We start from the raw sequence: 20,498 nt of genomic DNA on the forward strand, positions 1-20,498 counted from the left end.
AGGACTCGCGCAATCAAGGGGGTTTGACCGGGCGGCGCCCGCGGCGGAGTCGCACATCGGTACCGCCCCGCGCCCCTCACCGGGCGCGCCCTGCGCCTCTCAGGTGCCGGACTCGTTGCGGGCCCGCCGTGACACCACGGCGCGCAGGACCCGGCGTCCCTCGATCGACAGGTCCAGCGCGCGGCGCAGGCCGTTGGGGCCGTGCTCGGCGAGGACGTCCAGTACCGCCGTCTGCCGGCGCAGCTCCGCGGCGACCAGCGGAGGCAGATCCGCCGTCTCCCCCGCCCGCCCCGCGTCGAGCCCCTCGGTCGCCGACGTGCCGTCCGCCGCGGGGTCGAGCAGCCGGTGGATGCGCAGGGAGGCGACCGAGCAGGCGTCGGCCCAGGGCCGCACCGCGTCGGCGGTGCGCTCGGCCGGGGCCGCGTCCAGCATGCGGCGGGCCAGCCGCGCCGCCTCGTCGTCGGCCCCGTCCGGCCCCTCGGCGCCGAGGATCCCCCGGGCCTTCTCCAGGCTCGCGCCCCAGTCGGAGCCGTCGGCGAGACTCGCCCACAGGGGCCGCAGCAGCTCGTCGTCGGTGCCGAGCAGCGGCAGGCACCGATCCAAACAAGCCAGCCCGCTGGCGGCCAGTCCGCGTGCGTCGGCCTGTGCGATCCGTTCCACCAGGCTCATGAAATGTCTCCCTCGCCGGGGCGCCGACCGTTACGGAGCCCGCACTTCCCTTTACTGCGTGATACGGCGCGGGAGTGTCACAGCAGAGGTTTTCAGCCAAGGACCGGGACCGGCAGCGGACCCGCGAGGGCCTTGCGGTCCTGCATCCGGGTCAGCCGGACGACCACCACGATCGCGAGGACGGCGGCCGCGGCGTCGACCGCGTCGGAGAACAGCATCTGCCCGGCGGCGTTGTGCACGAGTCGCTCCGTGTGGGCGTGCTGCAGGCTCATGTACGCGAGCTGGTCGGTGAGGATGCTGATGATCCACAGCGTCCACCAGGCGTTGACCGGACCGTGCCGGGCCCGCGCGCCCCAAGGCACGCTCGCGTCCCAGATGTTCAGCACGATCCGGCGCGGGAACCAGAGGTTGACGATCGGGCAGAACCAGCCGCCGATCGTCCAGCCGCGCCCCATGGTGTGCGCGGACTGGTCGAACACCTCGGCGTTCACCCGCACCCGCCACAGCCAGCACAGGTAGACGACGGCCGTGGCGAGCAGCGCCCACGCCTGGGTGAAGCCGGCCCAGTGGTAGAGGGTGTCGGCGCGCTCGGCCCGGTGCAGCATCCCGACGCCCCTGGCGCCGTCTGCGATGTCACCGGCGGCGTCCATCTCCAGGAGATCCGCGTAGCAGGCGAACACGTCGGCGGCGATGACGAGCCCGAGCAGAACGGCGGTGGCCCGGCCGAGCGCCACGGGCGAGCGGAGCACGGCACCGGGCACGAACGGTGGTGCGGGCATGGGCGAGGTCATGAACGGATTCCCCCCGGGATGACGGTGCCGATGACGATGGCGACCGGTGCGCGGCCTTCCCCCGGCCGCGCACGTGAAGATCGGAACATACGGCCGCACGGCGCCGCGCGTCCACCCGGTTGCGATCAGCCCGGTTCCGTCAGCCCAGCCGGTTCGCCAGGTTCCGGAAGCCGGCCCAGGACAACGCGGGCCTGCCCGGGTCCCACAGCTTCTGGATCGTGGCCCGGAGCGGCATCCGGATGCCGGCCGCGACCTGGCCCTCGGTCTGCGCGTTCGGGAAGTCGCACCAGACCGCGAACGACCCGCCGAGGATCTGGCCGTCGTAGCTCGCCGGTACGGCGGTCGTGCCGCGCAGCACCCGCGGGTTCCACTGCTCGTAGATCCGCTGCCCGGTCGGATAGACGAAGGTCTGCGGCTGGCCGAGGACGTAGTAGAGGAACTCGTCGTTGTAGTTGATGACCTTCCGGCCCGCGCCCAGATAGTCGACGGGCTGCCGGGCGCCGATCTCCTTGCCGGTCCAGTAGGCGACCTGGAGGTCCTTGGCCGCCTGCACGGACGTACCGCGGTAGAAGCCGTCGTTCCAGGCCCGCATGGTCCTGCCGTGCGCCCGGACGGTGGCTGCGCGGTCGTTGAGCCAGCCGGTGGCGAGGTCGGCGACCGTGCCGCCGGAGCCGTACTTCCGCCGGGCGGCGGCCGCGAGCTGCGGATAGGAGGTCTGCGGGTTCTTCACGGTCAGCGCCTGGTACTCGTCGCCGCCGAGGTGCCACTGGTTGCCGGTGAACAGCCCCGCGTACTCGTTCAGCAGATCGTCCACGAGCTTCGCGGAGGCGGGCTTGGAGATGTCGATCGCACCCTTGGTGGCGACCCCGCTCGCGTTGCGCAGCTGGAGGTCGGGGTGGGCGGCGAGGACGGCACCGAGGTGACCCGGCGAGTCGATCTCTGGCACGACGGTGATGTGCCGGCTGTTCGCCAGGCCCAGGATGCGCTTGACCTGCGCCTTGGTCAGATGGACCGGGGAGACTATCTCGGGGTGGGTGCTGGACTCGATCCGGAACGCCTGGTCGTCGGAGAAGTGCAGCCCCAGCTCGTTGAACTTCAGGTCCCCCAGCTCCCGTATCCGGTCCTCCATCCAGGACTCGGAGAACGGTTTGCGCGCGATGTCCAGGTTGAACCCGCGCACCGGCTTGGCCGGCTCGTCCCGGACGACCCCCTCCGGGGCCGTACCGCCGCCGTGGACCTCCTGCTTGAGGGTGCGGGTGCCGTAGAAGACGCCGGCCTCGCCGGGGCCGCTGATGTCGACCCGTCCGCCGCGGACGGTCATGGTGTACGACTCCTGGTTCCCGCCCCCGCCACCGAGCGCCAGCCGTACGTCCCCCGCCCGCACGTCGTCCTTCTCGCCCGCGTAGGTCAGCCCCAGTTCGCCGGCTATCAGCCGCCCCTCGTCGGCCAGTTCCCCGTCGCTGATCACCACCCGGTCCGCCTTCTGCGGCTTCCAGCCCGGCCCGCGCGCCGCGGTGTGGGAGCGCACCGCGGGTATCGTGCGCGGCGCCTGGGACAGGGGATAGGCCCGGCTGGGCGTCGGACTCGCCGATGGCCTGGCCGCCCCGCCGGGGGCGCTGCCGGCCACCCGGCCGGACGACGACTGCCGCGCACCCCCCTCCGGTTTCCCGCCGCCCGCCGAGGCCCACACGCCGACCCCCGTACCGAGCGCGACGGTCCCGACGACCGCGGCGGCCACCACCGCCCGCTTACGTATCACCTGCTGCGCCTGAGCACGGCGCTTGTGCTGGGTCACCCTGCCAACGTACGACCGTTCGCCGCTTCACTCGTCATCCAGCTGTTCCGAAACTCTGCCGTCCGAGTGAATTTCAGGCATCACACGCACACACAGTGACCACTCTCGATAACCTGACGACACACCTTTCACAGCATCCCCTGCCACGCCCCATGTGACGCGAGGACCCACGCTGGCCGCCCACCGCCTCCCGTATCTCCCCAAGCCCCTCGACGCCTTCAACGCGGCGCCCGCCGACGAGGCACGCGCCCTTCTGCTGCGCTGTCTGCACAGCCTGCGCTGGTCCCACCGCGTCGCGGCCCACCGCCCCTACCCCGACCTGGACTCTCTCCTGGCCGCGGCGGACGAGGCGGCGTACGACCTGTCGCCGACGGATCTTGCGGAGGCCCTGGCCGGCGAGACCCTTCCCGAACTGCCGGAGGACACCTATTCGGCCGCCCACATGGCCCTGAGCGCGGCCCACGCGGCCTACGAGGCCAGATTCGGACACGCGTTCGTCATCTACGTGGGTGCCACCCACCCGGACGAGGCGATCGACCACATCCTCGAGGCGATCCGATCACGATTGACAAACGATCCGGAGGAAGAGCGGGTGATAGCGGCAGAGGAACTCCGGCGACTGGCGAACGAGCGGTTGGCGCAACTCCTCACGGGCGCGGGGCTGTCCCCATCAGCGGCTCCGCCGCGGGGCGCGACAAGCCACAACGCACCCGCACCCGGCAGATAACAGGACACACCACCCCCGTAGCCCCGCCACCCCCTCACCCATCCGGTGCCACTTTGATCACACCGGTAGGCCCCCCGTAAAGCACAGCGCAGCGCATCGCTACGATGCTGGGGGCCGGTGGACCGTACCCGGCCGGGCCCGACCGACAGAGAAGCCGGCGCGGCCCTAGTCCCCGCTCCCGGAGGGTTCTTCCGTGCCGGCTGGAACGCTGTACCGCGGCCGGGAAGGAATGTGGTCCTGGGTGGCTCACCGAGTCACCGGCGTCCTCATTTTCTTCTTCCTGTTCGTTCACGTGCTGGACACCGCTCTCGTGCGTGTCTCCCCCGAGGCCTACGACAAGGTCGTAGCCACGTACAAGACGCCGATCGTCGCGCTGCTGGAGTACGGCCTCGTCGCCGCCATCCTCTTCCACGCGCTCAACGGCCTGCGCGTCATCGCCGTCGACTTCTGGTCGAAGGGCCCGCGCTACCAGAAGCAGATGTTCTGGACCGTGATGGGTGTCTGGATCGTGCTGATGCTCGGGGCGATCTACCCGGTCCTCGGCCACGCCGCCCGCGTTCTCTTTGGGAGCTGACGCCGATGTCCGCCACTGAAACCGCCGCGTCCGGAGTCGGCCCCGTCGAGGGCGCCCCCGTCTACACCGCCGACAACCCGGCCCCGCTGATCGAGGCGCCGCGCAAGCGCACCAAGAAGACCCCGAAGTCGACCCGGGGCAACTTCGAGCTGGCGGCCTGGCTGTTCATGCGCCTGTCCGGCGTCGTCCTGGTCGTCCTGGTCCTCGGCCACCTGCTGATCCAGCTCGTGCTGGACGGCGGCGTGTCCAAGATCGGCTTCGCCTTCGTGGCCGGCCGCTGGGCGTCCCCGTGGTGGCAGGTCTGGGACCTGCTGATGCTGTGGCTCGCGATGCTGCACGGCGCCAACGGCCTGCGCACGGTCATCAACGACTACGCGGAGCGCGCGAGCTCCCGCATGTGGCTGAAGGCCCTGCTGTACACCGCCACGGTGTGGACCATCCTGCTGGGCACGCTGGTGATCTTCACCTTCGACCCGAACATCCGCTAGGCACGGGGCTGCGAGAATCATGAAGATCCACAAGTACGACACCGTCATCGTCGGCGCCGGCGGCGCGGGCATGCGCGCGGCCATCGAGTCGACGAAGCGCAGCCGCACCGCCGTGCTGACCAAGCTCTACCCCACCCGCTCCCACACGGGCGCCGCGCAGGGCGGTATGGCCGCCGCGCTGGCCAACGTGGAGGAGGACAACTGGGAGTGGCACACCTTCGACACGGTCAAGGGCGGTGACTACCTGGTCGACCAGGACGCCGCCGAGATCCTGGCGAAGGAGGCCATCGACGCCGTCCTCGACCTGGAGAAGATGGGCCTGCCGTTCAACCGGACGCCCAACGGCACCATCGACCAGCGCCGGTTCGGCGGTCACTCCCGCAACCATGGCGAGGCCCCGGTCCGCCGGTCCTGCTACGCCGCGGACCGCACCGGCCACATGATCCTCCAGACGCTGTACCAGAACTGCGTCAAGGAGGGCGTGGAGTTCTTCAACGAGTTCTACGTCCTGGACCAGCTGATCACCGAGGTCGACGGCGTCAAGAAGTCCGCCGGTGTCGTCGCCTACGAGCTGGCCACCGGTGAGATCCACGTCTTCCAGGCGAAGGCCGTCATCTACGCCTCCGGCGGCTGCGGCAAGTTCTTCAAGGTGACCTCCAACGCGCACACCCTCACCGGTGACGGCCAGGCCGCCGTCTACCGCCGGGGTCTGCCGCTGGAGGACATGGAGTTCTTCCAGTTCCACCCGACCGGCATCTGGCGCATGGGCATCCTGCTCACCGAGGGTGCGCGTGGTGAGGGCGGCATCCTGCGCAACAAGGACGGCGAGCGCTTCATGGAGAAGTACGCTCCCGTCATGAAGGACCTGGCGTCCCGTGACGTCGTGTCCCGCTCCATCTACACGGAGATCCGCGAGGGCCGGGGCTGTGGTCCCGAGGGCGACCACGTCTACCTCGACCTGACCCACCTGCCGCCGGAGCAGCTGGACGCCAAGCTGCCGGACATCACCGAGTTCGCGCGGACCTACCTCGGTATCGAGCCGTACACGGACCCGATCCCGATCCAGCCGACCGCGCACTACGCGATGGGCGGCATCCCGACGAACGTCGAGGGTGAGGTCCTGGCGGACAACACCACCGTCGTGCCGGGTCTGTACGCGGCCGGCGAGGTCGCCTGCGTCTCCGTGCACGGCGCCAACCGCCTCGGCACCAACTCGCTGCTGGACATCAACGTGTTCGGCCGCCGCGCGGGCATCGCCGCCGCCGAGTACGCCCACACGACGGACTTCGTCGAGCTGCCGGAGAACCCGGAGTCCCTCGTCGTCGAGCAGATCGAGCGGCTGCGCAACTCCACCGGCAACGAGCGGGTGGCCACCCTGCGCCGCGAGCTGCAGGAGACCATGGACGCCAACGTCATGGTGTTCCGCACCGAGCAGACGATCAAGACGGCCGTCGAGAAGATCGCCGAGCTGCGCGAGCGCTACAAGAACGTGGCGATCCAGGACAAGGGCAAGCGGTTCAACACCGACCTGCTGGAGGCCATCGAGCTGGGCAACCTGCTCGACCTCGCCGAGGTCATGGCCGTCTCGGCGCTGGCCCGCAAGGAGTCCCGCGGCGGTCACTACCGCGAGGACTACCCGAACCGCGACGACGTCAACTTCATGCGCCACACCATGGCGTACCGCGAGGTCGGCGCCGACGGCTCGGAAACCGTCCGTCTCGACTACAAGCCGGTCGTCCAGACCCGCTACCAGCCGATGGAGCGTAAGTACTGATGGCTACCCCTGTTCTGGACAAGGAAGAGGCGGCCGGCAAGCCCGAGCCCGGTTTCGCCGACTCCCCCTACATCACGGTCACCTTCCGGGTCCGCCGGTTCAACCCGGAGGTCTCGGCGGAGGCGGCCTGGGAAGACTTCCAGCTGGAGATCGACCCGAAGGAGCGTGTCCTCGACGGCCTCCACAAGATCAAGTGGGACCTCGACGGCACCCTCACCTTCCGCCGCTCGTGCGCGCACGGCATCTGCGGCTCGGACGCGATGCGGATCAACGGCAAGAACCGCCTTGCCTGCAAGACGCTGATCAAGGACATCAACCCCGAGAAGCCGATCACGATCGAGCCCATCAAGGGCCTGACGGTCCTGAAGGACCTGGTCGTGGACATGGAGCCGTTCTTCCAGGCGTACCGGGACGTCATGCCGTTCCTGGTCACCAAGGACACGAACGAGCCGACGCGTGAGCGGCTGCAGTCCGCCGAGGACCGCGAGCGCTTCGACGACACCACCAAGTGCATCCTGTGCGCCGCGTGCACGTCGTCCTGCCCGGTGTTCTGGAACGACGGCCAGTACTTCGGTCCGGCCGCGATCGTGAACGCCCACCGCTTCATCTTCGACAGCCGTGACGAGGCGGGCGAGCAGCGCCTGGAGATCCTCAACGACCGTGACGGCGTGTGGCGTTGCCGTACGACCTTCAACTGCACGGACGCCTGCCCGCGTGGCATCGAGGTCACCAAGGCGATCCAGGAGGTCAAGCGCGCGCTGATCACGCGTCGCTACTGATCCGTCCGCCGGTACGCCGGCCCGGCCCGAGGGCCCTGTTCTCCGATCCTCCGGAAGCAGGGCCCTCGGGCGTTTTTGTCGGGTTTCCCCACCCGGTGGTTCTAATGTGACGACATGTCAGACGAAGAGTCCTACGAGCTGCTCGGTTTCGACAACGTGTTGCTTCCCGTCGGGGACCTCGAGGAGGCCGTCGGGTTCTACGAGCGGGCCGGGTTCAGTCTCGGGTTCCGGTTCGACGAGGGTGGGCTCGCCCTGCTGAAGGTCGGCGGGGAGACGCCCGGGATCCTGCTGTGCGTCGAGGAGCAGCTGGGGCACCGGTCGCCGCCCTGGCCCTCGGCGCGGGTCTGGCTGGAGGTGCCGGACGCGCGGACGGCCGCGCGGGAACTCGCCGCGGCCGGGATCCAGCCGCTGGACGAGGTGTTCCAGGGGGCCACCGGGTGGACGGTGGAGATCGCCGACCCGTGGGGCAACATCCTCGGCTTCACGGACTACACCAGGCGCCGGCAACTCGGCCGCCGGAACTGACCACTGCGCCACCGGCCAGGCCCTGCTGTCGTACTCGTTAGGCTCTTCTACCGTGCCCGCGATGAACGACGGTCCCGAGACGGCCGGCTCCCCCAGCAGCAAGTCCGAGCAGACCCGCGCCCTGATCCTGCAGACCGCGATGCGGTTGTTCCAGGAGCGCGGGTACGACAAGACCACCATGCGGGCCATCGCCAAGGAGGCCGGGGTCTCCGTCGGCAACGCCTACTACTACTTCGAGGGCAAGGAACACCTGATCCAGGGCTTCTACGACCGGATCGCCGCCGAGCACCAGGCGGCGGTCCGTGAGGTCCTGGAGCGGGAGACCGACCTGGAGGCACGGCTCGCGGGCGTGCTGACCGTCTGGCTCGACATCGCCCGGCCGTACCACGAGTTCGCCGTGCAGTTCTTCAAGAACGCCGCCGACCCCGACAGCCCGCTCAGCCCCTTCTCCCCGGAGAGCGAGCACGCCCGTGAGCAGGCCATCGCCGTCCACCGCGAGGTGCTGGCCGGCTCCAGGTCGAAGGTTCCGGCCGAACTGCGCGACGTGCTCCCGGAGTTGATGTGGCTCTCCCAGATGGGACTGGTCCTGTACTGGGTCTTCGACCGGACGGAGGGGCGCGAGCGCAGTTACCGCCTGGCCCGGCGCGGCGCCCGGCTGACCGCCCGTGGGGTGGCGCTCGCCCGCTTCCGCGTGCTGCGCCCCCTGGTGCTGGAGATCCATGAGCTGTTCACGGACTTCCTGCCCGGCATGACCAGGGCACTGCCGGATCCACGGACCGGGGGAACCGAGGGGCCCGGGGCGGCCAGGGGGCGCGCGGAGAAGGCCGGCTGATCAGATCCACTGCAGACGCCACAGGCGGAAGACGCCCGTGCCGTCGTCCAGGTACTGACTGCCGCCCACGGCCTCGGTGCTGACCACGTACTCCTTGCGCTGCCACAGCGGGATCAGCGGGACGTCCTGGGCGACGTCCGCCTGGATGTCCCGGAAGTCGTTCGCGGCCCGGCTGCGGTCGGCGTACTGCTGGCTGTCCAGGATCAGATGGTCGACCAGCTTGTTGCTGTACCCGGTGCTCATCGTGGAACCCGTGCCGACGAGCGCGGCGCCGAAGGTGTCCGGGTCCGGATAGTCGGGCACCCAGCCGACCGCCCACGCGTCCATCTTCCCGGTGGCCCAGCGCTTCTGGAAGTCGGTCCACTCGTACCCCTGGACGTCCACCTTGAACAGGCCGCCGGCCTCCAGCTGCTGCTTCAGCGTCGCGGCCTCCTGCTCGCCCACGCCCCGGTTCCTGCCGTAGCCGAAGGTGAACCGGACGGGCAGGGACACCCCGGCCTGGGTGAGCAGCGCCCGCGCCTTCTGCACGCTCTGCTTCGGGTAGTCGTCGAAGAACGACGTGGTGTGGCCGGTGATGCCGGTCGGGATCAGCGAGTACAGCGGATCGACCGTGCCCTCGTAGACCGTCGAGGCGAGCTGCTCGCGGTTGACCAGCCAGGCCATCGCCCGGCGCACCCGCACGTCGCGCAGGGGCGAGTCGGCGCGCGTGTTGAGGTACAGGTTGCGGGTCTCGGCGCTGTCGGACTCGGTGACCCGCTTGTCGGGGTCGCTCGGGTTCAGCTCGGAGAGCACGCTGGGCGGCAGCTCCCGGGTGGCGACGTCGACCTGCCCCGCCTTCCAGGCGGTGTCGAGCTTCGCGGAGTCGGCGTAGTAGCGCAGCTCGATCGGGCGGCCGGTACCGGTGAGGTAGCCCCTGTAGGAGCCGTTCGGCTGCAGGACGGCCTTCTCGTTCTTGGTGTACGACGTCAGGGTGTACGGGCCGGTGCCGTCGACGTCGGTGCCGCCGCGCAGGGAGTCGGCCGGGTACTTCTCCTTGTCCACGATCGACCCGGCGCCGGTGGCGACCTTCAGCGGGAAGGTGGCGTCGGCGGACGACAGATGGAAGGTGACGGTCGTCGCGTCGTCGGCGGTCACCGAGGCGAGCGTGGAGAACAGCGACGCCGGGCCGACATCCGAGTTGATCTTCTTGACCCGGTCGAACGAGTACTTCACGTCCTCGGCCGTCATCGTGCGCCCGCTCGGGAAGGTGATGCCGGAGCGCAGCGTGCACTGGTACGTCCGCAGGCCGCTGCCCTGGAAGGCGCAGCTCTTCGCCGCGTCCGGGACCGGTTCGACGCCGCCCGGCTCGAACGTCAGCAGCGACTGGAAGACATTGCTGAACAACGCCCAGGAACCGGCGTCGTAGGCGCCGGCCGGGTCGAGGTCCGTGACGGCGTCCGTCGTACCGACCGCGATGGTCTTGTTCTGGTTGTCCTGCGACGGCAGCAGTTGCCAGCCGCCGATTCCCACGATCGCGAGCACGAGCAGTGCCACGAGAACGCGCATGCGAACAGATCGCATGGTGGTGCCCTCCCCAGGCCCTTCAAAGGCCCTACCCCTGGCCAGCACAATTTCGCCACCCCCTAGTGGCGCGGCTCACCTAATCACACGGGTTTCACCTGGGGGAAGGGCTTTCTGACCAGATGGGGGAAGAACTTACCGAGGCGTTGTTTCCCCCGGGTTTCACAGCGCCTTCACAGGGGTGGGAGCGGTTTCGGTCAGGCGCGGGTACGGCTCACGCGCGCGTGGCGACGGTGGGGTTGGCGGCGGCCGCGAGGAGGTTGCCGGGCCAGAGCGGGCCGCCGTGGGTGTGACCGGAGAGCTGGAGGCCGACGCCGTACCGGACGGCTATGACGTACGGCGCAGTGCGCGCAGCCCGCGCAACCCGATGACCCCGATGACCGTCCCCAATACGAAGGAGACGACCGCCAGCAGCAGGTGCACCCAGAAGTACGCGGTGGGACGGCCGTCGTCGAAGGCGAGCCCGCTGCTGTCCTTGACCAGGTTCTTGACGAAAGTGACCCAGATGACCCAGGACCACACCCCGAAAGCGAGCAGGAACCAGGAGACCGGGCGGCTGAGCTTCATGGGGACAGTATGGCCGCCTGCCGTCGGGTTCCGTGTCGGGGGTGAGGTGGGTCATGGGACATCGCGGCCGACAAAAGGTACTTTCTCGACCGTGCCTGCACCGAAGAAGACCGGCCGGCGATCCCTGCTGGTCACCTCCGCCACCCTGCTGTCCCTGTCCGCCACCGCGCCCGCCGCCCTCGCCGCCCCGACTCCTCCGGCCAGTCCGACGGCCGCGCCCCCGGCCCGCATGTCGACCGTGGGCGGCGTCCGGCTGGGCCAGCCCGGCACGCAGGTCAATCTCGCGCCCGGCGTCCCGGTGCTGCCCAAGGACATCACCGCGCGCTCCTGGATCGTCACCGACGCCGAGTCCGGCGAGGTGCTCGCCGCGCACAACGCGCACTGGCGGCTGCCCCCGGCGAGCACGCTGAAGATGCTGTTCGCGGACACCCTGCTGCCCCGCTTCCCGAAGGAGGAGAAGCACAAGGTGGTGCCGTCCGACCTCGCGGGCATGGGTGTCGGCTCCAGCGTGGTCGGCATAAAGGAGGGGCACACCTACTCCGTCCACGACCTGTGGCTCGGGGTCTTCCTGCGCTCGGGCAACGACGCCGTGCACGTGCTGTCCTCGATGAACCAGGGCGTCGCGCAGACCGTCAAGGACATGCAGGACCACGCCGACGAACTGCAGGCCCAGGACACGCACGTGGTCTCGCCCGACGGCTACGACGAGCCGGGGCAGTTGTCGTCGGCCTACGACCTGACGCTGATCGCCCGGTCCGGGCTGCAGAAGAAGGACTTCCGCGACTACTGCTCGACCGTCAGCGCCAGGTTCGAGTCGCGCGAGATCCGCAACACCAACCGGCTGCTGAGCGGTGACCCCGACGTGCCCGTCTACCAGGGCATCGCGGGCGTGAAGAACGGCAACACCACCAACGCGGGCGCCACCTTCACCGGGGTCGCCGAGCGGAACGGCCGGGTGCTGCTGGTCACGGTGATGCATCCGGAGAAGGCCGAGCACAACGAGGTCTACAAGGAGACGGCCAGGCTCTTCGACTGGGGTTTCCAGGCGGCCGGCAAGGTCAATCCGGTGGGCGAGCTGGTGCCGCCGAAGAGCGCCCTGCCGAGCCCGGGGCCCAGCGGATCCACCGGGACGTCCGCGGGGAGCAGCGGATCCGGCGCCAGGCCGGTGGCCGGTGCCACCACCGGCTCGGGCTCCGGCATCGCTACCGCCGCGGCCGTCACCGGCGGGTTGCTGGTGCTGCTCGCGGGCGCGGCCTTCCTGGTCAACCGCCGTTGGCCGCTGCCGGACCTGATGCGCCGTCGGCCGCGTCCGTGACCTCGGCGGGCTCGGGCTTCGCGCTCTGCGTCGCCGTCCAGGAGGCGCAGAACAGCACGAGTTTCGCGGTGAAGTTGATCCACAGCAGCAGCGCCACGGGGACGCCGAACGCGCCGTACATGCTCTTCGCGGCGACTCCCTGGATGTAGCTGCTCAGCAGCAGTTTCAGCAGTTCGAAGCCGACCGCGCCGAGCAGTGCGGCCACCAACAGGCGGCGGCGCGGCGGCTCGACACCGGGCAGCAGGGTCAGGACGTAGAGCAGGACCAGGAAGTCGCCGAGAACCGCGACGGCGAAAGCGGCGATCCGCAGCAGCACCGTGCCCCAGCCGTGCTCGGCCAGGCCCAGGTGGCGCGAGACCAGTCCGACGGCGGCCGAGGCGAGCGTGGACGCGGCGAGCGTGACCAGCAGGGCCCCGCCGAGGCCGAAGAGGATGCCGGCGTCCTTGGCCTTGGCCACCACCGGGTTCTGCTGCTGGTCCGGCAGCTCCCACACCGCGCGCAGACAGTCCCGCGTCTGGCCGACCCAGCCGATGCCGGCGAACAGCAGTACGGCGCCCGCGATGACGCCGACGGTGCCGGCGTTGTGGACGAGCGAGGTGAGGTCCAACTGGCTGGAGAGAACGCCCGGGAACTGCTCGGCGACCTTGTGCTCGACGGTCTTCTGCCGGGCCGGGCTGAGCGTGGCGGCGCTGACCGCGGCGACCAGGGTCAGCAGCGGGAACAGCGCCACGAAGCCGATGAACGTCATCGCAGCGGCCAACCGAGTCCACTTCACCCGGTCCAGCCGTTCGTAGCAGTGCCACGCGTGCGTCTCCATCAGCCGGGCCACGACCGGCCCGATGCCGGGGAGTCTCTTCAGCCAGTCCATGATCCCTTCCTGCCCCTGACCGCACGCTCGTAAGACATCCCACTAATCACCCATTGTGTGGAGCGGGCGAATGTTCAGTAACTAATCCCTCATATAGGGACGATACGGTCACCGACATGCCTGCTGATGTGAAGCACGCCTCCGGTCTTCCCCACTCCCTGCTCGTCCTCGGCGGCACGTCCGAGATCGCGCTGGCCACCGCGCGTCGGCTGATCGCCCGCCGCACCCGCACGGTATGGCTGGCGGGCCGCCCCTCACCGGCCCTGGAACAGGCCGCCGAGAGCCTGCGCGCACTCGGCGCGGACACCCGTACGGTCGCCTTCGACGCCCTCGACCCCGAGTCCCACGAGACCGCCCTCGGCAAGGTGTTCGCCGAGGGCGACATCGACCTGGTGCTGCTCGCCTTCGGCATCCTCGGCGACCAGGCTCACGACGAGCGGGACCCGGTACGCGCCGTCCAGGTCGCCCAGACCAACTACACCGGCGCCGTCTCCGCCGGCCTGGTCGCCGGCCGCGCCCTGCAGACCCAGGGGCACGGCTCCCTCGTGGTCCTGTCCTCCGTCGCCGGCGAGCGGGCCCGCCGCGCCGACTTCATCTACGGCTCCAGCAAGGCCGGCCTCGACACCTTCGCCCAGGGCCTCGGCGACGCGCTGCACGGCACGGGCGTGCACGTCATGGTCGTACGGCCGGGCTACGTCCGGGGTGAGGGGCCGCTCTCGACGACCCCGGAGGCGGTCGCCACGGCCATCGAACTGGGTGTGCGCCGCCGTTCGGAGGTGGTGTGGGTGCCGGGGGCGCTGCGGCTGGTGATGTCGGCGCTACGGCACGCCCCGAGGGCACTGTTCCGACGGCTGCCCCTGTAGCGGCCCCGGCACTACGACACCGCGCTACGGCCCACCCCACGAAGCGCACCGGCCTGCGGCGGCACCACCGTTCCCCCGAACGTGTACTCCCGCAGCTTGCGCCACACCCCGTCCGGGCCCTGCTCGTACAGGGCGAAGCCCGTGCACGGCCACTGCGCGTCGAAGCCGGCCAGTTCCTCGAACGCGCGGTCCATCGCCGCCTCGTCGATGCCGTGCGCGACGGTGACGTGCGGGTGGTACGGGAACTGCAGCTCGCGCGCCACCGGCCCCGAGGCGTCCCGCACCCGCTGCTGCAGCAGGGTGCAGTCCTCGGCGCCCTGGACGACGCGGACGTAGACCACGGGGGACAGCGGACGGAACGTGCCGGTGCCGGACAGCCGCATCGGGAACGGCCGCCCGCCCGCGGCGACCTCGGTGAGGTGCGCCTCGACGGCCGGCAGCTCGCCCTCGTCGACCTCGGTCGGCGGCAGGAGCGTGACATGCGTGGGGATGCCGTGAGCCGCGGGGTCGCCGAAGCCCGCGCGCCGCTCCTGGAGCAGGCTGCCGTGAGGCTCCGGGACCGCGATCGACACGCCGATCGTTACGGTCCCCACGTCGTCTCCTGTCGTCGCGTCTGTCGTCTTGTGCAGGCCGTCCCGTTCGTCACGTTCGGCCGTGGGCTATCGACTGTACGGCCATGGAAGTCCCGTCGGCAGGCGCAGCGGAAGTGATGTGCAGCGCTCCGCCCACTCGGACGTGCGTACGGTCGTGCGCCCCAGCGCCGGGCCGTGCGGCTCAGTGCTTCGCCGGCAGGAATCCGACCCGCTCGTACGCCTGCGCCAGCGTCTCCGCGGCGACCGCGCGCGCCTTCTCCGCGCCCTTGGCGAGGATCGAGTCGAGCGTCTCGGAGTCGTCCAGGTACTGCTGGGTGCGCTCCCGGAACGGGGTCACGAACTCGACCATGACCTCGGCGAGGTCGGTCTTGAGGGCGCCGTACATCTTGCCCTCGTACTGCCGCTCCAGCTCGGCGATCGAGGTGCCGGTGAGCGTGGAGTAGATGGTGAGGAGGTTCGACACGCCCGGCTTGTTCTCCGCGTCGTAGCTGATCACGGTGTCGGTGTCGGTGACGGCGCTCTTGACCTTCTTGGCCGTGGTCTTCGGCTCGTCGAGCAGGTTGATCAGGCCCTTCGGCGTGGACGCCGACTTGCTCATCTTGATCGACGGGTCCTGCAGGTCGTAGATCTTCGCCGTCTCCTTGAGGATGTACGGCGACGGGATCACGAAGGTGTCGCCGAAGCGGCCGTTGAAGCGCTCGGCCAGGTCACGGGTCAGCTCGATGTGCTGGCGCTGGTCCTCGCCCACCGGCACCTCGTTGGCCTGGTAGAGGAGGATGTCGGCGACCTGGAGGACCGGGTACGTGAACAGGCCGACGGAGGCGCGGTCGGCGCCCTGCTTGGCGGACTTGTCCTTGAACTGGGTCATGCGGCTGGCCTCGCCGAAGCCGGTGAGGCAGTTCATGATCCAGGCGAGCTGGGCGTGCTCGGGGACGTGGCTCTGGACGAAGAGGGTGCAGCGGTCCGGGTCCAGACCGGCGGCCAGCAGCTGCGCGGCGGCGAGCCGGGTGTTGGCCCGCAGCTCCTTCGGGTCCTGCGGGACCGTGATCGCGTGCAGGTCGACGACCATGTAGAAGGCGTCGTGGGACTCCTGCAGGGCCACCCACTGGCGGACGGCGCCGAGGTAGTTGCCGAGGTGGAACGAGCCGGCGGTGGGCTGGATGCCGGAGAGCACGCGGGGTCGGTCGTTGGCCATGTTCATCATTCTCTCAGGTGTGAGGAGTGGTGACGGCACCGATACGACCCCGCGCTCCCGGCCGGGTTCAGCCCAGGTCGACTTCCGGGTACAGCGGGAAGCCCGCCACCAGGTCCGTCGCCCGCTGGGCGATCTCCTGGGACACCTTCTCGTCCAGGACGTGGGCCGCCTTGGAGGGCGCGCCGGACTTGGTGGTGCCCGGTTCGGTGGTGGTGAGGACGCGGTCGATCAGGCCCGCCACCTCGTCCATCTCCGCCGTACCCAGGCCGCGGGTCGTGAGGGCGGGGGTGCCGATGCGGATGCCGGAGGTGTACCAGGCGCCGTTGGGGTCGGCCGGGATGGCGTTGCGGTTGGTGACGATGCCCGAGTCCAGGAGGGCCGCTTCCGCCTGGCGGCCGGTGAGGCCGTAGGAGGTGGCCACGTCGATCAGGTTGAGGTGGTTGTCCGTGCCGCCGGTCACCAGGGTGGCGCCGCGCCGCATCAGGCCCTCGGCCAGCGCGCGGGAGTTGTCGACGATGCGCCGGGCGTAGTCCTGGAAGGCGGGCCGGCGGGCCTCGGCGAGGGCGACGGCCTTGGCCGCCATGACGTGCGGGAGCGGGCCGCCGAGGACCATCGGGCAGCCGCGGTCGACCTGGTCCTTCAGGGAGTCGTCGCACAGGACCATGCCGCCGCGCGGGCCGCGCAGCGACTTGTGGGTGGTGGTGGTGACGATCCGGGCGTGCGGGACCGGGTCGAAGTCGCCGGTCAGGACCTTGCCCGCCACCAGACCCGCGAAGTGGGCCATGTCGACCATGAGGGTCGCGCCGACCTCGTCGGCGATCTCGCGCATGATCCGGAAGTTCACCAGACGGGGGTACGCCGAGTAGCCCGCGACGATGATCAGCGGCTTGAAGTCACGGGCCTGGGCGCGCAGGGCGTCGTAGTCGATGAGGCCGGTGGCCGGGTCGGTGCCGTAGGAGCGCTGGTCGAACATCTTGCCGGAGATGTTCGGGCGGAAGCCGTGGGTGAGGTGGCCGCCGGCGTCCAGGGACATGCCGAGCATGCGCTGGTTGCCGAAGGCCTGGCGCAGCTCGGCCCAGTCGGCCTCGGTCAGGTCGTTGACCTGGCGGGCGCCGGCCTTCTCCAGGAAGGGTGCCTCGACCCGGTCGGCGAGGACGGCCCAGAAGGCGACGAGGTTGGCGTCGATGCCGGAGTGCGGCTGGACGTAGGCGTGGCGGGCGCCGAAGAGCTCGCGGGCGTGCTCGGCGGCCAGGGCCTCGACGGTGTCGACGTTGCGGCAGCCGGCGTAGAAGCGGCGGCCGACGGTGCCCTCGGCGTACTTGTCGCTGAACCAGTTGCCCATCGCCAGCAGGGTGGCCGGGGAGGCGTAGTTCTCGGAGGCGATCAGCTTGAGCATCGCGCGCTGGTCGGTGACCTCCTGGCCGATCGCGTCGGCGACGCGCGGTTCGACGGCGCGGACGACGTCGAGGGCGGCACGGAAGGCGGTGGACTCGGTGGAGAGGGGGTGCTGCTCTGGCATGAGGACCTCCGGACGGCGTGCGTACAGCGTTCACGTTCGGCCCAGGCGCACGGCACTGTTTCCCGTCGGACCGCTCCCCGATGGTCTTTCCCATCCCAGCGCGCCAGTCACGGCCCGGTGATCAGCCTACCGGGCGAGCCGGACGGCGCAGGTCCCGCGTCCACCATGCGAGCGACGGTAGGAAAGAGGTCACCGTCGTGTTCCCGAAGCGTTCTCGTCGGATCCGGGAGAGGCCATGTCCGCTGCAGAAGACCTCATCAGCGCCGCCGAGGCGCACTGTGCCCCCACCTACCATCCGCTGCCGGTCGTCGTGGCCACGGCGGACGGCGCCTGGATGACGGATGTGGAGGGGCGGCGGTACCTGGATCTGCTGGCCGGCTACTCCGCGCTGAACTTCGGGCACGGCAACCGGCGGCTGATCGAGGCGGCGAAGGCCCAGCTGGAGCGGGTGACGCTGACGTCCCGCGCCTTCCTGCACGACCGGTTCGCGGCGTTCTGCACGGAGCTGGCCGAGCTGTGCGGGATGGAGATGGTGCTCCCGGTGAACACCGGCGCGGAGGCCGTGGAGAGCGCGGTGAAGACGGCCCGGAAGTGGGGGTACCGGGTGAAGCGGGTGCCCCCGGAGATGGCGAAGATCGTGGTCGCGGGCGGCAACTTCCACGGCCGTACGACGACGATCATCAGCTTCTCCACCGACCCGGAGGCCCGGGCGGACTTCGGGCCGTACACGCCGGGGTTCGAGATCGTGCCGTACGGCGATCTGACGGCGATGCGCGAGGCGCTGACGGAGAACACCGTGGCGGTGCTGCTGGAGCCGATCCAGGGCGAGAACGGGGTGATCGTGCCGCCGGCCGGTTATCTCCCCGCGGTCCGGGAGCTGACCCGCGAGCGCAACGTGCTCTTCGTCGCCGACGAGGTCCAGTCGGGTCTCGGCCGCACCGGGCGGACCTTCGCGTGCGAGCACGAGGGGGTGGTCCCGGACATGTATGTGCTGGGCAAGGCGCTGGGCGGCGGGATCGTGCCGGTGTCGGCGGTGGTGTCGAGCGCGGAGGTGCTCGGGGTGTTCCGGCCGGGCGAGCACGGGTCGACGTTCGGCGGGAATCCGCTGGCCTGCGCGGTGGCGCTGGAGGTGATCGCGATGCTGCGCACGGGCGAGTTCCAGGCCCGGGCGGCCGAGCTGGGCGAGCGGCTGCACCGGGCGCTGGGCGCGCTGCTCGATGCGGGCGCGGTGACGGCGGTGCGCGGGCGTGGGCTGTGGGCGGGCGTGGACATCGCGCCGAGGGCCGGCACGGCGAGGGAGGTTGCGGAGCGGCTGATGGACCGCGGGGTGCTGGTGAAGGACACCCACCGCGCCACGGTGCGGATCGCTCCGCCGCTGATCGTTTCCGAGGCGGACCTGGACTGGGGGCTGGAGCAGTTCCGGGCGGTGCTGAGCGGCTGAGAGGCGGCGCGGCGGCCGCCTAGAGGATCACATGGGGCAGGAAGCGGGCGTACTCGTCGGTGATCAGGCCGGAGGACTCGCGGATGCCGAGGCCGGCCGGCTCGTCCTGGACGACCCAGGCGCCGAGGACGACGTGGTTGCCGTCGAAGGCGGGCAGGGGCGCCAACTGCTGGTAGCAGCAGGGCTCGTCGCGCGGTGCGACGGGTGCGCCGGGCGGGTGCACGGTGACGCCCTCCCCCTCGCGGCCGAGCAGGGGCTTGGAGACACAGCCCGGTCCGGCGGCCAGTTCGCGGGGGCCGTCGAGGTAGGCGGGGAGGAGGTTGGGGTGGCCGGGGTACAGCTCCCAGAGGATCGCCAGCAGGGCCTTGTTGCTGAGCAGCATCTTCCAGGCGGGTTCGATCCACAGGGTGCTGCCGGTGCCGCCGCCGTTGTCGAGGGTGTCCAGGACGTGCCCGCCGAAGGCGTCGGTGGTGAGCCACTCCCAGGGGTAGAGCTTGAAGATGCCGCGGATGAACCGGAGTTGGTTGTCGACGAAGCGGCCGGAGAGGGTGTCCCAGCCGATCTCCTCCATGGACAGCCAGTCGGTGTCCAGGCCGGCCTGTTCGGCGGTCTCCTTCAGATAGGCGACCGTCATCAGGTCCTCGCCGAGTTCGTCGGCCGAGGAGTGGGCGAAGTGGAGCGGGCTGCCGGGCGGGAGGAGCGCGGCCTGCGTCCGCCAGGCCTCGACGAGGCGTTCGTGCAGGGAGTTCCACTGGTCGGCGCCGGGGAAGCGGTCCTCCATCCAGAACCACTGCGGCGAGGCGGCCTCCACCAGCGAGGTCGGGGTGTCGGCGTTGTACTCCAGCAGCTTGGCCGGGCCGGTGCCGTCGTAGCGCAGGTCGAACCGGCCGTAGACGGAGGGGAGTTCGGCGCGGCGCCGCCAGGCCTCGGCGACGGCGGCGGCCACGGCCGGGTCGGTGATGCCGAGGTCGGCGAGGCGGTCCTTCGCCACGATGTGCTCGGCGGCCGCGAGGCACATGCGGTGCAGTTCCTCGACGGTGTCCTCCAGCGCCTCGACCTCCTCCAGGGAGAAGACGTAGTAGGCGCTCTCGTCCCAGTAGGGGCGCAGGGAGCCGTCGGGGTGGCGGGTGAGGGGGTAGACGAGCCCCTGCTCCTCCACGGTCCGCTGCCAGCCGGGCCGGGGGGTGGTGGTACGGCGTTCCATGGGCCGGTGCCGGTCAGCCGCCGGAGCTGTGGTGGCCGCCGCCGAAGCCGCCGCGGTGGACCCCGCTGCCGCTGTGGCTGCCGCCCGAACCCGACGACCGGGGCCTGGTGAAGGAGCCGTCGCTCACCCAGGAGCCCTTCTTGTCGCCGCCGTAGTACCAGTCGGCGTTCACGGCCGCCTTGGTCGTCCTGCAGTTCTTGTCGGAGACGACCTTGTAGCCCTTGGCGTAGTTGTAGCTGTCTCGGTCGACGCAGCGCTTGTCCGGGTCGGAGGAGCAGGCGGAAAGGGCCGCGGCCAGCAGGCCCATGCCGCCGAGCACGACCGTGCCGGAGCGCAGCCGGCGGCGCGTGTTGTCCATCGTGGCGTCTCCCCCGTGTGTTCGTCGGACTGTCGGTACAGACTAGAGAACGGTAAGAGGG

At 70.3% G+C, this 20,498-nt stretch carries 21 protein-coding genes and 1 riboswitch; of the genes, 10 read left to right on the plus strand and 11 right to left on the minus strand.

Annotated features, from left to right (window positions below):
• Positions 1–99: 99 nt before the first annotated feature.
• The 3 genes from ACFYZB_RS17315 to ACFYZB_RS17325 all read right to left on the minus strand — a co-directional run bounded on the left by ACFYZB_RS17315 (position 100) and on the right by ACFYZB_RS17325 (position 3,255).
• Positions 100–669, minus strand: coding sequence for a hypothetical protein (locus tag ACFYZB_RS17315; protein WP_388759167.1), 570 nt, complete (start codon positions 667–669; stop codon positions 100–102).
• A 92-nt stretch (positions 670–761) separates the two neighbouring features.
• Entirely contained in the window at positions 762–1,460 is a 699-nt protein-coding gene (locus ACFYZB_RS17320) for a DUF4328 domain-containing protein (RefSeq protein WP_388759169.1), read from the minus strand.
• Between the two features lie 139 nt (positions 1,461–1,599).
• Positions 1,600–3,255 carry a family 20 glycosylhydrolase gene (locus ACFYZB_RS17325; protein ID WP_388759171.1) on the minus strand — a complete coding sequence of 552 codons (1,656 nt, stop codon included), beginning with the start codon at positions 3,253–3,255 and terminating at the stop codon, positions 1,600–1,602.
• Positions 3,256–3,409: 154 nt separating this feature from the next.
• On the opposite strand from ACFYZB_RS17325, the gene ACFYZB_RS17330 reads away from it, so the two are divergent.
• From ACFYZB_RS17330 to ACFYZB_RS17360, 7 genes are all read left to right on the plus strand, one after another.
• Positions 3,410–3,982 (plus strand): 2-oxo-4-hydroxy-4-carboxy-5-ureidoimidazoline decarboxylase, encoded by a 573-nt coding sequence (locus tag ACFYZB_RS17330; RefSeq protein WP_388759173.1) that lies wholly within the window; start codon positions 3,410–3,412, stop codon positions 3,980–3,982.
• A 193-nt stretch (positions 3,983–4,175) separates the two neighbouring features.
• A complete protein-coding gene (sdhC, locus tag ACFYZB_RS17335) occupies positions 4,176–4,556 on the plus strand; it encodes a succinate dehydrogenase, cytochrome b556 subunit (protein WP_145483083.1) in 381 nt (126 codons plus the stop codon).
• A 5-nt stretch (positions 4,557–4,561) separates the two neighbouring features.
• Positions 4,562–5,044: a succinate dehydrogenase hydrophobic membrane anchor subunit gene (locus ACFYZB_RS17340; protein WP_351210641.1), complete on the plus strand. Its 483-nt coding sequence runs from the start codon at positions 4,562–4,564 to the stop codon at positions 5,042–5,044.
• A gap of 19 nt (positions 5,045–5,063) precedes the next feature.
• The gene (gene sdhA / locus ACFYZB_RS17345) at positions 5,064–6,818 is read left to right on the plus strand and encodes a succinate dehydrogenase flavoprotein subunit (RefSeq protein WP_351210639.1); all 1,755 of its coding nucleotides are present in this window, start codon (positions 5,064–5,066) and stop codon (positions 6,816–6,818) included.
• Positions 6,818–7,597, plus strand: coding sequence for a succinate dehydrogenase iron-sulfur subunit (locus ACFYZB_RS17350; protein WP_388759175.1), 780 nt, complete (start codon positions 6,818–6,820; stop codon positions 7,595–7,597). Before sdhA ends, ACFYZB_RS17350 begins: the two co-directional genes overlap by 1 nt.
• Positions 7,598–7,711: 114 nt before the next feature.
• Positions 7,712–8,122, plus strand: coding sequence for a VOC family protein (locus ACFYZB_RS17355; RefSeq protein ID WP_351210635.1), 411 nt, complete (start codon positions 7,712–7,714; stop codon positions 8,120–8,122).
• Positions 8,123–8,174: 52 nt separating this feature from the next.
• Positions 8,175–8,954, plus strand: a complete 780-nt coding sequence (locus ACFYZB_RS17360) for a TetR/AcrR family transcriptional regulator (RefSeq protein ID WP_388759178.1) — start codon at positions 8,175–8,177, stop codon at positions 8,952–8,954.
• On the opposite strand, the gene ACFYZB_RS17365 is transcribed toward ACFYZB_RS17360, so the two are convergent.
• Positions 8,955–10,499 (minus strand): ABC transporter substrate-binding protein, encoded by a 1,545-nt coding sequence (locus ACFYZB_RS17365; protein WP_388759180.1) that lies wholly within the window; start codon positions 10,497–10,499, stop codon positions 8,955–8,957. It lies immediately after the preceding gene.
• Between the two features lie 342 nt (positions 10,500–10,841).
• Entirely contained in the window at positions 10,842–11,081 is a 240-nt protein-coding gene (locus ACFYZB_RS17370; protein ID WP_351210629.1) for an SCO4848 family membrane protein, read from the minus strand.
• A 91-nt stretch (positions 11,082–11,172) separates the two neighbouring features.
• Between ACFYZB_RS17370 and ACFYZB_RS17375 the strand changes: the two genes are divergently transcribed.
• The gene (locus ACFYZB_RS17375; protein WP_388759182.1) at positions 11,173–12,396 is read left to right on the plus strand and encodes a D-alanyl-D-alanine carboxypeptidase family protein; all 1,224 of its coding nucleotides are present in this window, start codon (positions 11,173–11,175) and stop codon (positions 12,394–12,396) included.
• Here the strand turns inward: ACFYZB_RS17375 and ACFYZB_RS17380 are convergent.
• Positions 12,344–13,264, minus strand: coding sequence for a YihY/virulence factor BrkB family protein (locus ACFYZB_RS17380; protein ID WP_388759184.1), 921 nt, complete (start codon positions 13,262–13,264; stop codon positions 12,344–12,346). The genes ACFYZB_RS17375 and ACFYZB_RS17380 overlap by 53 nt on opposite strands.
• Before the next feature lie 128 nt (positions 13,265–13,392).
• On the opposite strand from ACFYZB_RS17380, the gene ACFYZB_RS17385 reads away from it, so the two are divergent.
• Positions 13,393–14,127, plus strand: a complete 735-nt coding sequence (locus ACFYZB_RS17385) for a decaprenylphospho-beta-D-erythro-pentofuranosid-2-ulose 2-reductase (protein ID WP_388759492.1) — start codon at positions 13,393–13,395, stop codon at positions 14,125–14,127.
• Positions 14,128–14,138: 11 nt separating this feature from the next.
• On the opposite strand, the gene ACFYZB_RS17390 is transcribed toward ACFYZB_RS17385, so the two are convergent.
• From ACFYZB_RS17390 to ACFYZB_RS17400, 3 genes are all read right to left on the minus strand, one after another.
• Complete coding sequence (locus ACFYZB_RS17390; protein ID WP_351210623.1) at positions 14,139–14,720, minus strand: 2'-5' RNA ligase family protein; 582 nt, start codon at positions 14,718–14,720, stop codon at positions 14,139–14,141.
• A 181-nt stretch (positions 14,721–14,901) separates the two neighbouring features.
• Entirely contained in the window at positions 14,902–15,915 is a 1,014-nt protein-coding gene (gene trpS, locus ACFYZB_RS17395) for a tryptophan--tRNA ligase (protein ID WP_388759186.1), read from the minus strand.
• Between the two features lie 67 nt (positions 15,916–15,982).
• The gene (locus ACFYZB_RS17400) at positions 15,983–17,434 is read right to left on the minus strand and encodes a glycine hydroxymethyltransferase (RefSeq protein WP_388759188.1); all 1,452 of its coding nucleotides are present in this window, start codon (positions 17,432–17,434) and stop codon (positions 15,983–15,985) included.
• Positions 17,435–17,466: 32 nt separating this feature from the next.
• Positions 17,467–17,555, minus strand: a riboswitch (ZMP/ZTP riboswitch).
• Positions 17,556–17,669: 114 nt separating this feature from the next.
• Between ACFYZB_RS17400 and rocD the strand changes: the two genes are divergently transcribed.
• Entirely contained in the window at positions 17,670–18,875 is a 1,206-nt protein-coding gene (gene rocD, locus ACFYZB_RS17405; RefSeq protein WP_388759190.1) for an ornithine--oxo-acid transaminase, read from the plus strand.
• Positions 18,876–18,894: 19 nt separating this feature from the next.
• On the opposite strand, the gene ACFYZB_RS17410 is transcribed toward rocD, so the two are convergent.
• Positions 18,895–20,079 carry a glutathionylspermidine synthase family protein gene (locus tag ACFYZB_RS17410; protein WP_351210615.1) on the minus strand — a complete coding sequence of 395 codons (1,185 nt, stop codon included), beginning with the start codon at positions 20,077–20,079 and terminating at the stop codon, positions 18,895–18,897.
• Between the two features lie 13 nt (positions 20,080–20,092).
• Positions 20,093–20,437: a hypothetical protein gene (locus ACFYZB_RS17415; RefSeq protein ID WP_388759192.1), complete on the minus strand. Its 345-nt coding sequence runs from the start codon at positions 20,435–20,437 to the stop codon at positions 20,093–20,095.
• Positions 20,438–20,498: the final 61 nt, after the last annotated feature.

This window comes from Streptomyces sp. NPDC001852, from assembly GCF_042891825.1.
Classification (GTDB): Bacteria; Actinomycetota; Actinomycetes; order Streptomycetales; family Streptomycetaceae; genus Streptomyces.

Bases quoted from the DNA above. Each gene is read 5' to 3' on its own strand.
- ACFYZB_RS17365 (WP_388759180.1), bottom strand. From the start codon at position 10,499: ATGCGCGTTCTCGTGGCACTGCTCGTGCTCGCGATCGTGGGAATCGGC.
- ACFYZB_RS17380 (WP_388759184.1), bottom strand. From the start codon at position 13,264: ATGGACTGGCTGAAGAGACTCCCCGGCATCGGGCCGGTCGTGGCCCGG.
- ACFYZB_RS17350 (WP_388759175.1), top strand. From the start codon at position 6,818: ATGGCTACCCCTGTTCTGGACAAGGAAGAGGCGGCCGGCAAGCCCGAG.
- sdhA (WP_351210639.1), top strand. From the start codon at position 5,064: ATGAAGATCCACAAGTACGACACCGTCATCGTCGGCGCCGGCGGCGCG.
- ACFYZB_RS17320 (WP_388759169.1), bottom strand. From the start codon at position 1,460: ATGACCTCGCCCATGCCCGCACCACCGTTCGTGCCCGGTGCCGTGCTC.
- ACFYZB_RS17355 (WP_351210635.1), top strand. From the start codon at position 7,712: ATGTCAGACGAAGAGTCCTACGAGCTGCTCGGTTTCGACAACGTGTTG.
- ACFYZB_RS17370 (WP_351210629.1), bottom strand. From the start codon at position 11,081: ATGAAGCTCAGCCGCCCGGTCTCCTGGTTCCTGCTCGCTTTCGGGGTG.
- ACFYZB_RS17400 (WP_388759188.1), bottom strand. From the start codon at position 17,434: ATGCCAGAGCAGCACCCCCTCTCCACCGAGTCCACCGCCTTCCGTGCC.
- ACFYZB_RS17340 (WP_351210641.1), top strand. From the start codon at position 4,562: ATGTCCGCCACTGAAACCGCCGCGTCCGGAGTCGGCCCCGTCGAGGGC.
- rocD (WP_388759190.1), top strand. From the start codon at position 17,670: ATGTCCGCTGCAGAAGACCTCATCAGCGCCGCCGAGGCGCACTGTGCC.
- ACFYZB_RS17415 (WP_388759192.1), bottom strand. From the start codon at position 20,437: ATGGACAACACGCGCCGCCGGCTGCGCTCCGGCACGGTCGTGCTCGGC.
- ACFYZB_RS17315 (WP_388759167.1), bottom strand. From the start codon at position 669: ATGAGCCTGGTGGAACGGATCGCACAGGCCGACGCACGCGGACTGGCC.
- trpS (WP_388759186.1), bottom strand. From the start codon at position 15,915: ATGGCCAACGACCGACCCCGCGTGCTCTCCGGCATCCAGCCCACCGCC.
- ACFYZB_RS17410 (WP_351210615.1), bottom strand. From the start codon at position 20,079: ATGGAACGCCGTACCACCACCCCCCGGCCCGGCTGGCAGCGGACCGTG.